At 65.0% G+C, this 14,161-nt stretch carries 12 protein-coding genes; 7 read left to right on the top strand and 5 right to left on the bottom strand.

The window, feature by feature from the left end; genetic code table 11:
• Positions 1-38: 38 nt before the first annotated feature.
• The 3 genes from AC1DE1_RS14640 (at position 39) to AC1DE1_RS14650 (ending at position 4,610) form a co-directional block, all read left to right on the top strand.
• Entirely contained in the window at positions 39-1,685 is a 1,647-nt protein-coding gene (locus tag AC1DE1_RS14640) for an N-acetylmuramoyl-L-alanine amidase (RefSeq protein WP_477176375.1), read from the top strand.
• An 86-nt stretch (positions 1,686-1,771) separates the two neighbouring features.
• Positions 1,772-3,616, top strand: coding sequence for a DNA mismatch repair endonuclease MutL (gene mutL / locus AC1DE1_RS14645; protein WP_477176376.1), 1,845 nt, complete (start codon positions 1,772-1,774; stop codon positions 3,614-3,616).
• Between the two features lie 79 nt (positions 3,617-3,695).
• Positions 3,696-4,610 carry a DUF1684 domain-containing protein gene (locus AC1DE1_RS14650; protein WP_477176377.1) on the top strand — a complete coding sequence of 305 codons (915 nt, stop codon included), beginning with the start codon at positions 3,696-3,698 and terminating at the stop codon, positions 4,608-4,610.
• A 62-nt stretch (positions 4,611-4,672) separates the two neighbouring features.
• Here AC1DE1_RS14650 and AC1DE1_RS14655 read toward each other — a convergent pair whose 3' ends face one another.
• Complete coding sequence (locus AC1DE1_RS14655; protein ID WP_441605181.1) at positions 4,673-5,455, bottom strand: enoyl-CoA hydratase-related protein; 783 nt, start codon at positions 5,453-5,455, stop codon at positions 4,673-4,675.
• 153 nt (positions 5,456-5,608) lie between these two features.
• Here AC1DE1_RS14655 and AC1DE1_RS14660 point away from each other — a divergent pair, with 153 nt between their 5' ends.
• From AC1DE1_RS14660 to AC1DE1_RS14675, 4 genes are all read left to right on the top strand, one after another.
• Positions 5,609-6,322 carry an FKBP-type peptidyl-prolyl cis-trans isomerase gene (locus tag AC1DE1_RS14660; protein ID WP_441605182.1) on the top strand — a complete coding sequence of 238 codons (714 nt, stop codon included), beginning with the start codon at positions 5,609-5,611 and terminating at the stop codon, positions 6,320-6,322.
• A 117-nt stretch (positions 6,323-6,439) separates the two neighbouring features.
• On the top strand, positions 6,440-6,637 hold the full coding sequence (locus AC1DE1_RS14665; RefSeq protein ID WP_441605183.1) for a DUF1289 domain-containing protein: 198 nt from the start codon (positions 6,440-6,442) through the stop codon (positions 6,635-6,637).
• A gap of 83 nt (positions 6,638-6,720) precedes the next feature.
• Entirely contained in the window at positions 6,721-7,239 is a 519-nt protein-coding gene (locus tag AC1DE1_RS14670) for a CoA pyrophosphatase (RefSeq protein WP_441605184.1), read from the top strand.
• A complete protein-coding gene (locus tag AC1DE1_RS14675) occupies positions 7,236-8,117 on the top strand; it encodes a sulfurtransferase (protein WP_477176378.1) in 882 nt (293 codons plus the stop codon). Before AC1DE1_RS14670 ends, AC1DE1_RS14675 begins: the two co-directional genes overlap by 4 nt.
• A gap of 83 nt (positions 8,118-8,200) precedes the next feature.
• Here the strand turns inward: AC1DE1_RS14675 and AC1DE1_RS14680 are convergent, their stop codons facing one another.
• The 4 genes from AC1DE1_RS14680 to uvrA form a co-directional block, all read right to left on the bottom strand.
• The gene (locus AC1DE1_RS14680) at positions 8,201-8,956 is read right to left on the bottom strand and encodes an enoyl-CoA hydratase/isomerase family protein (RefSeq protein WP_477176379.1); all 756 of its coding nucleotides are present in this window, start codon (positions 8,954-8,956) and stop codon (positions 8,201-8,203) included.
• Positions 8,957-9,053: 97 nt separating this feature from the next.
• Entirely contained in the window at positions 9,054-10,520 is a 1,467-nt protein-coding gene (locus AC1DE1_RS14685) for a DUF4139 domain-containing protein (RefSeq protein ID WP_477176380.1), read from the bottom strand.
• Positions 10,521-10,624: 104 nt separating this feature from the next.
• Entirely contained in the window at positions 10,625-11,122 is a 498-nt protein-coding gene (locus AC1DE1_RS14690) for an acyl-CoA thioesterase (RefSeq protein WP_441605188.1), read from the bottom strand.
• Positions 11,119-14,016: an excinuclease ABC subunit UvrA gene (gene uvrA / locus AC1DE1_RS14695; RefSeq protein ID WP_477176381.1), complete on the bottom strand. Its 2,898-nt coding sequence runs from the start codon at positions 14,014-14,016 to the stop codon at positions 11,119-11,121. The genes AC1DE1_RS14690 and uvrA overlap by 4 nt, the downstream gene beginning before the upstream one ends.
• Between the last annotated feature and the right edge of the window lie 145 nt (positions 14,017-14,161).

A 14,161-nucleotide genomic window follows, 5' to 3' on the forward strand; every position in this document is an offset into this window, starting at 1 on the left:
ATTGCAATCCCCGGGCGGGTGGGCTTCAATTCCGCTCCATGAAGGGATATAGGACGCATCCTGCTCTGCTCAGTGCCGTGGCCATGCTGGCCATGGTGCCTTTTTGCGTGGCCAGAGCGGCCGATGTGAAGTCCGCCCGCGTCTGGGCAGGCCCCGAATACACCCGCGTGGTGCTCGATGTTTCCGGCCCGGTCACCTACAAGGTCGACCAGGACGGCGACGAGCTTACGGTGGACATCAACGGCAGCTCGGTCGTTGGCGGCTTCAATTACCCGGCGGCCACGGGCCTGTACAAGGGCATGAGCGGCGCCAAGCAGGGCAATAACGTCCGCCTGACCGCCAAGGTCGATCCCTCGAGCAACGTCAAAAGCTTCCTGCTCAAGCCGCAGGCGGAGTACGGCTACCGCTTGGTGGTCGATCTTTATCCGGGCAGCGGCTCGGTGGCTAAGGCCTCGTCGCCGGAAAAGCGGCCTGTACCGAATATTCCCATCCCGGCTGCCGCCCCATCGGATGACGACGGCGACAGCGCCTCCGCCTCGGCTGCCGCAGCGCCCGAAGCTGCTCCGCCACCGGCTGCCATGCCGCCGCCGGCACCCATGCCCGAGTCGCGCAGCTCGACCCGCTCCTCGTTGAAGCCGACCCAGAGCGGCATGGCCTCGACGCGTGCGGCAGCCAGCCTGCTCAATGGCGAGCGCAAGGTGGTGATCGCCATCGATGCCGGTCATGGCGGCGATGACCCGGGCGCTCACGGTCCGGGCGGAACGCTGGAGAAGAACGTCACCCTCGCGGTGGCGCGCCAGCTGGCGGACCAGATCAACCAGCAGCCCGGCATGCGAGCTGTGCTCACCCGCAACGCCGACTTCTTCATCCCGCTGGCGCAGCGTTACCAGATCGCGCGCAATAACTCGGCCGACCTGTTCGTCTCGATCCACGCCGACGCCTTCATCAACGGCGACGCCAAGGGTTCGTCCGTGTGGGTGCTCTCGCCACGCGGCAAGACCAGCATGGCGGCGCGCTGGCTGGCCGACGGCCAGAACCGGGCCGACCTGATCGGCGGCGTGACGCTGGACGACAAGAACGACGGCCTGGCGGCCGTGCTGCTCGACCTGCAGCAGGGTTATTCCATGCAGGCCAGCGAATCGGTGGCAGGCAACGTGCTGAAGGCGCTGGGAAATCTCGGCCCCACCCATCGCGGCTACGTGGAGCGCGCCAACTTCGTGGTGCTGCGCTCGCCGGATGTGCCCTCGATCCTGGTCGAGACGGCCTTCATCAGCAATCCGGACGAAGAGCGCAAGCTGCGTGATCCTTCGCACCAGTCGCGCCTCGCCGCGGCGGTGATGACGGGCGTGCGCGGCTATTTCGAGGCGACGCCGCCGCCGGGCAGCTGGTTTGCCGCGCAAGCCTCGCGTCGCAACGGCATGGCGAATGTCGCCAGCTCGCAGGGCGACGACGAGACCGCTGCCAAGGCCACACGTGCCGTGGCACAGGCGATGGCCTCCACTCCCGGTGCCGGGAGTCGCGCCGATGATGGTGTGCAGGACCTGCACCGGGTGGAGCGGGGCGAAAGCCTGCGCAGCATCGCCAAGCAGTACGGCGTCAGCGTCAACGCGATCAAGAACGCGAACAAGTTGGAAAGCGATAGTTCGGTACGCGTGGGCATGATGCTGGCCATACCCGCCGGCTGAAGCGGCTGCTCAAGGAATCACCAACAACGCCGCCTCCGGGCGGCGCTCTGCTTTCGCCGGGGGCCGTCAGGTTCTAAGCTTCGCCGATGCCAGTCATTCGTCCCCTGCCTCCCGAACTCATCAATCAGATCGCTGCCGGTGAAGTGATCGAACGGCCTTCTTCCGTCGTGAAGGAACTGGTCGAAAACAGCCTCGACGCCGGCGCCACGCGGATTGAAGTGGATATCGAACAAGGCGGTTCCCGCCTGATCCGCGTGCGCGACGACGGTTGCGGCATCGTGCCCGACGAGCTGGCGCTGGCGGTGGCCTCGCACGCCACCAGCAAGATCGGCAGCTTCGACGATCTCGAACACGTGGCCAGCATGGGTTTTCGCGGCGAAGCGCTGGCTTCGGTGTCCTCGGTGGCTCGTTTTGCGCTGACCTCGCGCGCGCAGGGACTGGACACGGCGTTCCGCATCGAAGTGGATGGCGGCAAGCTGCAGGCGGCACGTCCCGCGCAGCATCCGCAGGGCAGCAGCGTGGAAGTGCGCGACTTGTTCTACAACGTGCCCGCACGCCGCAAATTTCTCCGCGCCGAGCGCACCGAATTCGCGCATATCGACGATCTGCTGAAATCGCTCGCCCTGGCGCGCGGCTCGGTGGAATTTCGCCTGAGCCACAACGGCAAGCCGGTGCGCATGCTCAAGGCCGCGCGCGACGAAAGCGCCGCCTTGCAGCGCGTGGCCGAAGTGCTGGGCGAGGAATTCCCCGCGCAAAGCCTGCGTATCGATCATGCAGCGGCCGGGCTGCATCTGTCGGGCTGGGTGGGTCTGCCCACCGCCTCGCGTTCGCAAGCTGATTCGCAGTACTTCTACGTCAACGGCCGGCTGGTGCGCGATCGCATCGTGGCGCATGCGGTGCGCCAGGCCTATGCGGACGTGCTGTTCCATGGCCGTCATCCGGCGTTCGTCTTGTATCTGGAACTCGATCCGGTGGGCGTGGATGTGAATGTCCATCCGGCCAAGAGTGAAGTGCGTTTTCGCGAACAACGGCTGGTGCACGACTTCCTGTTTCGCACCCTGCACGAAGCGCTCGCGCAGACGCGTGCAGGCAACGTCGGCCTGCCTGCTGCCGAGTCGCCGATGGCGGGAGCGGCGCCGTCGTACAGCTACAGCATGGCCCCGTCGTCGGGATCGGCCAGCGCCGCGCCCGCATGGCCCAATGCCTTGAGCCAGAGCCGCTTGAGCCTGGGCGTGCGAGACGAGCCGCTCGCTGGCTACGCCGCGCTACTGGGCGAACCCGCGACCGTGTCCACGCCGTTGTCGTTCGCTGCCAATGCGCCGATGCCGGACGCGTCCGAAGAGGAAGCGCCGCCGCTGGGCTTCGCCATCGCGCAGCTCAAGAGCATCTACATCCTGGCCGAAAATGCGCATGGCCTGATCCTTGTGGACATGCACGCCGCGCATGAGCGCATCACCTACGAAAAGCTCAAGGCTGGTCGCGTCTGCAGCAACCTGCGTTCGCAGATGTTGCTGGTGCCGATGAATGTGGCAGTGAGTGCGAAAGAGGCCGCCGCGGCCGAGGAACACGCCGAGGCCTTGGCGGAATGGGGCATGGAGCTCTCGCGCAGCGGTCCGTCCGGTGTGGTGGTGCGGCGCATTCCCGCCCTGCTGGAAGGCGCCGATGTAGCGCAGCTCTGTCGCGACGTGCTTTCCGAGCTGGCCCAGCACGGCAGTTCGCGTCGCCTGCAGGAGTTGGAGAACGAGCTGCTCTCGACCATGGCCTGCCATGGCTCGGTGCGTGCGGGGCGCCGCCTCACCATTCCGGAAATGAACGCGCTGCTGCGCGAAATGGAAGCGACGGAGCGCTCCGGGCAGTGCAATCACGGACGTCCGACCTGGACCCAGCTGAGCCTGCCCGAGCTGGACAAGTTGTTCCTGCGCGGTCGCTGACGAGTTTCTGTACCGAGCGGCGCTTGCCCGGTTTGTAAATGGACGGCCATACTGCTGTTTCATTCCGACGGGGCCTGCCATGTTGCGTACCGCCGTTCTTGCCTTTGCCTTGAGCCTTGGAGTTGCCACCGTGCAAGCTCAGACCCCTACCTCCGCTGCGGCGACGGATTTCTCCCAGCAAAACGTCAACTGGCAGAACAAGCGTCTTGCCGGCCTCACCGCACCCAATGGCTGGCTCAGCCTGATCGGCCTGGAGTGGCTGAAGGAAGGCGCCAATCGCGTGGGCAGCGCGGCCGACAATGACATCGTGCTCACGGCCGGTCCGGCCCACCTGGGCGTGGTGACCCTGGCCAAGGACGGCAGCATGCACATCGTGTTCGACAAGCACAGCGCGGCCACCGTGGATGGCAAGAGCGTGCCCGAAGCGGCGCTGGTCGACGACATGCACGCCGGTGACAGCGCGCCGTCCGTGGTGGCATTCGGTTCGGCCAGCTTCCTGGTGATCGAGCGCGACGGCCGCAAGGCCTTGCGCGTGAAGGACAGCAACGCCGACACGCGCACGCACTTCCTGGGGCTGGATTACTACACGCCCGATCCGTCGTGGCGCATCGAGGCTGACTGGGTGCCGTTCGACCCGCCGCACGAGCTGGAGATCGGCTCGGTGCTGGGCACGGTCAACAAGGAAAAGGTGCCGGGCAAGGCGGTGTTCCATCGCGACGGCCACACCTACGAGCTGATGCCGATCCAGGAAGAACCCGATTCGCTGTTCTTCGTCATCGCCGATCGCACGTCCGGCAAGGACACCTATGGCGCAGCCCGTTTCATGTATGCGGATCTACCGAAGGACGGCAAGGTCGTGCTCGACTTCAATCGCGCCTACAACCCGCCGTGTGCATTCACGCCGTACGCCACCTGTCCGCTGGCTCCGCCGGAGAACCGTCTGGATCTGGCCGTGACCGCGGGCGAGAAGAATTACCGCGGCAGCCATCACTGAGCGCTGCCCGATCCGCGCCATGACAACGACGGCCAGCCCTGCGCTGGCCGTCGCTTTTTGCGTTAGCGACCCTTGAAGTCCGCCTTGCGCTTTTCCAGGAACGCCGTGGTGCCTTCGCGCATGTCCTCGGTGGCGAAGGCCAGCGCGAACGCCTGCGTTTCAAACTCCAGACCCTGATCGATACTCGTTTCGCCACCCTGCAGCACGGCGTCCAGGATGCCAGCAGCGGCGAGCGGCGCGGCGGCGGCCAACTGATCGGCCATGGCGTTGACCGTTTCATCCAGCGCCTCAGGCGCGACCACGCGGGTCACCACGCCCAGCTCATAGGCGCGCTGGGCGTTGATGGTGGCGCCCAGCAGGCACAGCTCCAACGCCGCGCCACGACCGGCCAGGCGCAGCAGGCGCTGGGTGCCGCCGAAGCCGGGGATCAGTCCCAGGTTGATTTCGGGCTGGCCGAACTTGGCCTTTTCGCTGGCCACGCGCAGGTGACAGCACATCGCCAGCTCCATGCCGCCGCCGAGGGCGAAGCCCTGGATGCGCGCGATCACCGGCTTGCCCAGTCGCTCGACCAGGCTCATCAGTCGCTGCCCGGTGCGCGAGAAACTCTGCGCCTGGACAGGCGTATAGCCATTCATCTCGGCGATGTCCGCACCGGCCACAAAGGCCTTCTCACCCGCGCCGGCCAACACGACTACCCGCACCGCATCGTCCTGGGCGGCCTGGGTGAAGGCCAGCGTCAGCTCGTTGAGCGTCTCCCGATTGAGCGCATTGAGCTTGTCCGGGCGATTGACGGTGATGGTGCGCACCGCGCCGCGGTTGGCGATTTCCAGGTTGCGATAGGCCATGATTCGACTCCGGCGGAAAAGGCGCCATGGTAGCAGCGGGAACCTTTGCCGCCTCCGGCGTTCGAAGGCACAGACGCCGGATGGACCGGCGTCGCTGCACGATTCGCCCGGACCGCTTACGATGGCCAGGTTGCAGCCGCAATGGAGGAAGGCATGGCACAACTGCGTTGGCTAGCTCTGGGCATCCTGTGTTGGGGTGGTCTGGCGCATGCTCAGGTCAGTGGCGCCCCGCAGGATCAGTCGCAGGTCAAGCTGGACAAGACCAAGCTGTCCTACGCCATCGGTTTCCAGATCGGCAGCCAGTTCGCCAACGGCGATCCGGACGTGGATATCCCCACGCTGCTGCGCGCGATCCAGGACGCCTACGCCAAAAAGCATCCCACCGTGTCGATGCGCGACATGCACGACCAGCTGCGCGAACTCGACGAGCAGATGCATAGCCAGGCGCTGGCGCAATTCAAGCGCGTGGCGGAAACCAATGCGCGCAAGAGCGCCGATTACATGGCGCGCAACCGCAGCAAGCCGGGCGTGATCCAGCTGCCGTCGGGCATCCAGTACGAAGTGGTGAAGCAGGGCACCGGCACCAGGCAGGTACCGGAAGGCTCGGTGGTCACCGTGAACTTCCGCGCCATGCTGATCGACGGCACCGAGTTCGACAGCTCATGGGCGCATGGTTCGCCGGTGAGTTTCGTGGTGAACAACAAGGTGATCCCGGGCTGGCAGGAAGTGATCCAGCGCATGCACGTCGGCGATCTGTGGAAAGTCACCGTGCCGCCTGCCATGGCCTATGGCATCAAGGGCGATCCGCCGCGCATCGGGCCGAACGAAGCGCTGGTGTTCGAAATCGAGCTGCTCGAGATCAAGTAATGGCATCCGCTTGAACGCTGCCGCCCATGGCGGCGTTCGAATGACGGCCTGCGCCCCTTGCGATAGACTGGGGGCTTCGCTGGCACACTCCGTGCCGCGCTGATAGTTCCTCGCAGCATGACAGCGGCAGACGGCACCCCTGGTCCATCCGGCAATCCCCTCAGTCCTTGCATTGGCATCTGCCGGCTGGACGAACGCGGCTATTGCATCGGCTGCCTGCGCACAGGTGTTGAAATCGCCGGATGGCGGGCCATGGATGACCAGGAGCGACTTCGCTACATGCGCGACGTGCTGCCTCCGCGGAAACGACCGTGATGGGTGAGCTGCTGACCGACTTGAGTCACGCAGTATTGCCCTTGTCGTCACCGCCAACGGGCCGGGGTTGGAATCATTCGGACATGGTCCAGTTGATCGGCGACACGCCGCGTCGCCCGGCCGCCGTACTGGTTGGTGTACGCGACGGCGTGCAGCCGCGACTGGTGTTGACCGTGCGTACCGACCATCTGCAGGATCACGCGGGGCAGGTGGCGTTTCCCGGCGGTCGCACCGACCCCGGCGATGCCGACGCGATTGCCACCGCCTTGCGCGAAAGCGAAGAAGAAATTGGCCTCGAAAGCCGCCTGGTGACACCGCTGGGTTTTCTCGATCGCTTCGAAACCATCAGCGGTTACAGCGTCACGCCGGTGGTCGCGCGCATCGACGGCGACGCGCGCCTGTATCCCGCGCCGGCCGAAGTGGCCGAAGTATTCGAAGTGCCGCTGTCGTTCTTCCTTGAACCGCGCAATCTCAAACGCTACACCATGGATTTCCGCGGTCACCGCCGCGACATGGTGGAATTCGTGCATGGCGGCCACCGCATCTGGGGTGCCACTGCCGCCATGGTGTTCAATCTCCTGCAGAGGATGGGACGCGCATGACACTCAAGACCACCTTGATCGACGTCAAGGAACTGGTGGCGCTTGCACCAGCCGATGTGTTGATCGTCGATTGTCGTTTCGACCTGATGGCGCCCGGTAGCGGCGAACGTGATGTCGGCAAGGGTGAGCGTGATTATCGCGAAGGGCATATCCCTGGCGCGGTTTACGCGAGTCTGGACAGCGATCTATCCGATCTCTCGCGCAAACCGCTGGGTTTGGGGAGACACCCCTTGCCGCTGGAAGCCGCGTTCTCCGAATCCCTGTCGCGCTGGGGTTGGCGCGAAGGCATGCAGGTCGTGTGCTACGACGCCGCCAACGGTTCGCTCGCTGCCGCTCGCCTCTGGTGGCTGTTGCGCCTCTCTGGCATCCGCGACGTTGCCGTGCTCGATGGCGGTTTCCAGGCCTGGGTGGCTGCGGGCATGCCGGTCGAGTCGGGCGATGTGGTTCGCGAGCCGCAACCGGTCAGCCTCTATTTCGATGCCGAACAAGCCATCGTCGATCACGCCGCGCTGCGCGGCGATGCGCAGCGCGTGTTGCTCGATGCGCGTGCTGTTCCGCGTTATCGCGGCGAGGTCGAGCCCATCGATCCGGTAGGTGGCCATGTGCCCGGCGCGCTCAATCGGCCCTTCTCGGAAAATCTGCAAGAGGATGGCCACTTCAAGTCGGCCGATGTCCTGCGCCAGGAATTCCAGACACTGCTCGGCGCGCATGCGCCCAGCGACGTCGTGCATATGTGCGGCTCGGGCGTCACCGCCTGCCACAACCTGCTAGCGATGGAGCATGCAGGCCTCACCGGCTCGCGTCTTTACGCGCCGTCGTGGAGCGGCTGGGTGAGCGATGCGAGTCGGCCCGTAGCCAAGGGCGCTGAGCCCGGCTGAGCCTCGGTTTTTGTAGGAGCGCACCCTGTGCGCGACCCGGCGCCGCATGGCGCCGTTCGCGTACAGGGTGCGCTCCTACAAGGTCAGTCTTTCTTCTTCAGCCGCGCAACCAGCTTTTCCAACACAGCCTGCGTTTCCGGATGGAAATACGCATCGAGGAATCCATCGATCGGCAATTGCTCCGGACGCGCCCATACGGCCGTAAGGTCGGCACGTGCAATCGCACGCGTCTTGAGCATGGCGTTGGAGGGCAGGGCGAGCATGCCCTGCATCCACACCACGGCACGCGTCACCACCTGTTCGACATTGGTGAGTTCGTCCACCAGGCCGACCGCCAGCGCTTCGCTGGATTCGATCATGGCGCCCGCCACCATCAGGCGTTCGGCGCGATACGGTCCAACGATGCGACGCAGCGCCATCTGGATGCTTTCCGGCACCACCAGGCCTACCTGCACTTCGTTGAGACCGATCTTGAACGGACCTTCGGCCATCACGCGGTAGTCGCAGAATAGCGACAGCACCGCGCCGCCGGCCGGACTGTGGCCGGTGATGGCCGCAACGATGGGAATCGGCGACATCGCCAGGGTCGACGCCGTCTGGAAAAACTCGCGCCAGAATTCACGCACGCCGTCGCGATCGCGACCCAGCAGCGAAGGCACATCCACGCCAGCCGAGTACATGCCAGGCTGGCCGGACAGCACGATGCCGCGCGCGCCGCCGGCAACAGCGTTGTCCACCGCATCGCGCAGCGCACGAAGCAAGTCGACATTGAGTGCGTTTACCGGCGGACGTGCCAGGTTGATTTCGACGATGGCGTCGTGCGTGATCAGGTTGAGCATGGCAGTGGCCGGATGAGTTGGCAGGAGTGGAGGACGAGAGTAGCAAAGACGGCTGGCCGCCGCTTTCCCTTGCTACTCGCGCCTCTTCACTGGCAGCTCACCCTTGCGGATGCTCGTCCGCCATCCACTGGTAGCGCACCGCGTAATCGAGCGTGGCCTTGCCGTTGGCCGGCACCGTCACCTTGAACTCCAGCGTGTCGGTGGTCTGCGCACTCGGTTTGATGCTGGAGGAGGCGAGCGTCCACTGGCGCCAGCGCTGGGGATGCTCGCGCACAGTGACCACGCGCGGCGTGTCGCCGGCATTGGTGAGCGTGATGCGGAAGGCCTCGTCCAGGCGGTGGCCGTTCTTGTCCACGGTGAAAGTGGTGCGCTCGCGGCTGGCGCGCAAATCGAACGCCATGCCCAGGGTGATATGCGCGTCGCTGCCCTTGGGCGTGTCGTTGACGCGACCGCTGCCAATGAGTTGCGGCGTGCCGTTGCGATCCATCGACAGCACGCGCAGGTTGCCGGCGGGGATGCTGTCGAATGCGCGGAATTGCAGCGTGCTGGAAATGCCTTCAGGGCCGCCGTTGGTGAAAACATCCTGGCCGATCATGGGCTGCGGTGGGACCCAGGCGGTCCCCGTTTCAAACAGCGACGTGCGTTCGCAGGCGATGGTCCGCGTGTCGTACAGCGGTACCTGGCTCACGCTGCCATCGGGCAGGTCGACCGTGCCGGGCAAGCTGTAGGTGCGGTAGTCGGCCAGCGTGGATTGCTCGGGCAGCGCGGCATCGGCCGTCTTGGCGCGCGCGTTGAACATCATCGGGCGCGGTCCCGAGGATTGGGCCAGTTGTGGCTCGCCGGCCACCAGCATCAGCTGCACGTTGTTCCAGTCGCGACCGCTGCGATTGGCGATGCTGGCGCGCGATTCGAACTGCATCTTGCAGCCGTCGCCTGGCGCCAGCGTGCCGACGTAGGCGGCGCGCCAACCCAGGCCCGAGGTGGAATAGCTCAACGTCGCATTGGCCTTGCCGGCGCGACTGGCATCCACGCGCAGTTGCAGGCCGGAGCCCACCTGGAACACGCCGCGCGCCTTGACCGCGCCGTATTCGTGGATCAATGCAACGCGTTCGTTGGCGCTGGACGTGTCGCGCACCATCAGGCCGCTGGCGTCGGCGCGCAGCAGGGTGCCGCTGGCCAATACTTCGCCATTCGTCCCATACACGTCGACGGGTTGTCCGATCAGGCTGCCCAAGGCGGCGTACTGGCCCTGGCCCAGGCGTAGACGTTGCGACAGCACCTTGGCGGCGTCGCCGTCGACGGTCAGTGCAATGGCTTCCGGGTCGACGTATTGCGGCAGTCCATCGAGGCTTATGTCCTGTGTGCCGGCCTTGAGTTCGAGCTGGCGCGTTTCGCGCGCCACGGCATGGCCCGATGGCACGGAGCCGTTGTCGCCCGCGCTGTACAGCGCGTTGTCGTCGCTGCGATAGAGCGTCAGTGAGGTTGCCGCCGGTGCGGCAAGGGCGCCCGCGCTGGTGCTGGCGAGGATGGCAAGGGCGAGGGTGCGAAGCGAAACAGGGATCACGGTCGAACTCCTTTCGGGTGGTCGCCGCTGATAGTACGGATGCCGCATGAAGCTGCGGCATCCGTGGTGCCGGTGGGCTTAACCCCGAATGCCGGCTGGGTCGTTCAAGCGCCGGCTTGCGCGGCGTCGCGGATCGATGGCGGCAACGGCACCGGCTTGCCGGTGGCGGGATCCATCCATACCAGCACGACCTTGCCGTCGCTATAGAGCGCATCGTTGCTGGCGTCGACGATGCGGTGCGCCAGCGTGATCGAGCTGTTGCCGAGCCGCTCGCAGAACAGCTGCACGTTCAACTGCGCAGGCCATTCGATCGGGCGGCGATAGTTCACTTCGCTGGCGGCCAGCACCGGCATCGAGTGCTCGTTGAACCAGCCTGGCACGTGCTGCAGCCACTGCAGACGCGCTTCTTCCAGGTAAGTGAGGTAGTTGGCGTTGTTGACGTGATTGAACGCGTCAAGATCACGCCAGCGTACGCCAATCGGGGCGACGAACAACGGCGTGTTCGTCGCCTCGGTGGCCTGGGCATCCGTCACGGCCGCGGCGCTTTCCTGCGTCGTGGCCTTGCGCGTGCGCTGCTCAGGCACGGGTTGGGTGGAACTCATGCAGTCTTCTTCCGTAGTGCAGGTTTGCTCTTGCCATTGCTCTGGGCCTTGGCCGCCTTGGCGGGCTTCATGTCCAGATGCGGGGCAAGGAAGTGTCCGGTATGCGAGCCTGCTGTGGCAGCCACGGTTTCCGGCGTGCCGGTGACCAGGATGCGACCACCGCCGGCGCCGCCTTCCGGGCCCAGATCGACCAGCCAGTCGGCAGTCTTGATCACATCGAGATTATGCTCGATCACCACTACCGTGTTGCCCTGGTCCACCAGCTTATGCAGCACGTCGAGCAGCTGCTCGATGTCGTGGAAGTGCAGGCCGGTGGTCGGCTCGTCAAGGATGTACAGCGTGCGGCCGGTATCGCGCTTGGACAATTCCTTGGACAGCTTCACGCGCTGCGCTTCGCCACCCGAGAGCGTGGTCGCGCTCTGGCCGAGCTTGATGTAATCCAGGCCCACGGCGCGCAGCGTTTCGAGTTTGCGTGCGATGGTCGGCACGTTTTCGAACAGCTTGAACGCATCTTCCACCGTCATGTCGAGCACGTCGGCAATCGTGTGGCCCTTGTAATGCACTTCCAGCGTTTCGCGGTTGTAGCGCTTGCCGTGGCAGACGTCGCAGGGCACGTACACGTCCGGCAGGAAGTGCATCTCCACCTTGATCATGCCGTCGCCTTCGCAGGCCTCGCAGCGGCCGCCGCGCACGTTGAAGCTGAAGCGGCCCGGCGTATAGCCGCGCGCACGCGCTTCGGGCACCTGCGCAAACAGTTCGCGCAGTGGCGTGAACAGGCCGGTATACGTGGCCGGGTTGGAACGCGGAGTGCGACCGATCGGCGACTGGTCGATGTCCACCACCTTGTCGAACAGTTCCAGCCCTTCGACCGACTTGTACGGAGCAGCCTGCTCACTCGAACCATTGAGTTCGCTGGCGGCGAGACGGAACAAGGTGTCGTTGATCAGGGTCGACTTGCCCGAGCCGGACACACCGGTGACGCAGGTGAACAAGCCCGCCGGAATGGCCAGGTCGACGTTCTTCAGGTTGTTGCCGCTGGCGCCCTTGAGGTGCAGCCACGAATCGGCATCCAGCTGCTGGCGGCGTTCCTCGGGCACACGGATGCCACGCTTGCCGGACAGGAACTGGCCGGTGATCGAACGCGGCGACGCAAGCATGTCCTTGAACGATCCCTGCGCCACGATCTCGCCGCCGTGCACGCCGGCGCCGGGACCGATGTCGAGCACGTGGTCGGCCATGCGGATGGCGTCTTCATCATGTTCGACAACGATCACCGTATTGCCCAGATCGCGCAAACGCGTCAGCGTGCCGAGCAGGCGTTCGTTGTCGCGCTGGTGCAGGCCGATGGACGGCTCGTCGAGCACGTACATCACGCCGACCAGGCCGGCGCCGATCTGCGAGGCGAGACGAATGCGTTGCGCCTCGCCACCCGACAGCGAATCGGCCTGCCGATCCAGCGTGAGGTAGTTGAGACCCACGTCATTGAGGAAGGTAAGACGCTCGCGAATTTCCTTGACGATCTTCACCGCGATCTCGCCGCGCCAGCCGGTGAGCGTCAGCTTCTCGAAGAACGCCAGCGTGTCATCGATCGAGCGCGAGGTGAGCGAGGGCAGCGCGTGGTCGGCGACGAACACATTGCGCGCCGAACGGTTCAGGCGCTGGCCTTCGCAGTCGGGGCAGGGACGGTCGCTGATGTACTTGGCCAGTTCCTCGCGCACCGCCGGCGACTCGGTTTCCTTGTAGCGGCGATCCATGTTCGGGATGATGCCTTCGAACGCGTGCTCGCGCGTCACCCGGCCACCACGTTCGGTGATGTACTTGAAGGCGATCTTGTCTTTGCCGCTGCCGTACAGGATGGCCTTCTGGACGTCCGCAGAGAGCTTGCGCCACGGCGTGTCCACGTCGAAGCCGTAGTGCGCGGCGAGCGACAGGATCAACTGGAAATAATGCGCATTGCGGCGATCCCAGCCGCGCACGGCGCCACCGGCCAGCGACAGCTCCGGATGCGCCACCACGCGGGCAGGATCGAACACCTGGGTCACGCCCAGGCCGTCGCAGGTGGGGCAGGCGCCCACCGGCGAGTTGAACGAGAACAGGCGCGGCTCAAGCTCGGGCAGCGAGTAATCGCACACCGGGCAGGAGTAGCGCGAGGACAGCAACTGCTCGGGCGCCTTCGCATCATCCATGTCGACCACGATCGCGATACCGTCGCCCAGGCGCAGCGCGGTTTCAAACGATTCGGCCAGGCGCTGCTTGATGTCGTCGCGCGGACGGAAGCGATCGATCACCACTTCGATGGTGTGTTTCTGGCGCAGCGTCAGCGGCGGAACGGCATCGAGGTCGTAGACAGTGCCGTCGACGCGTGCGCGCACGAAGCCCTGCGCGCGCAGCTGATCGAACACCTGCACGTGCTCGCCCTTGCGCTCACGGATCACCGGTGCGAGCAGCATGAAGCGCTTTTCGCCATCCAGCGCGAGCGTGCTGTCCACCATCTGGCTGACGGTCTGCGCTTCGAGCGGAATGCCATGGTCCGGGCATCGCGGCGTGCCGACGCGCGCGTACAGCAGGCGCAGATAATCGTAGACCTCGGTAATCGTGCCCACGGTGGAGCGCGGATTGTGCGAGGTCGATTTCTGCTCGATGGAAATGGCCGGCGACAGACCCTCGATGTGGTCGACGTCCGGTTTCTCCATCATCGACAGAAATTGCCGGGCGTAGGCCGACAACGATTCGACGTAGCGGCGTTGACCTTCGGCATAGATGGTGTCGAAGGCCAGCGATGACTTGCCCGAACCGGACAGGCCGGTGATGACGATCAGCTTGTCACGCGGCAGATCGAGGTCGATGTTTTTGAGGTTGTGCGTGCGCGCGCCGCGAATGCGGATCGTATCCATATCGCCCGGAGTCGTTGGGGGAGGGAAAACTGTACTATATCAAACTTGTCAGTACGCTTATTACTGACGGATGCCACCCAACAAACTCTTAAGAGAAGATCCGGCCGAGTATGGCTTAATGGAATCTTTGGCCGGTTTCCGGCCG

This window comes from Dyella sp. 05T440 (assembly GCF_056395965.1).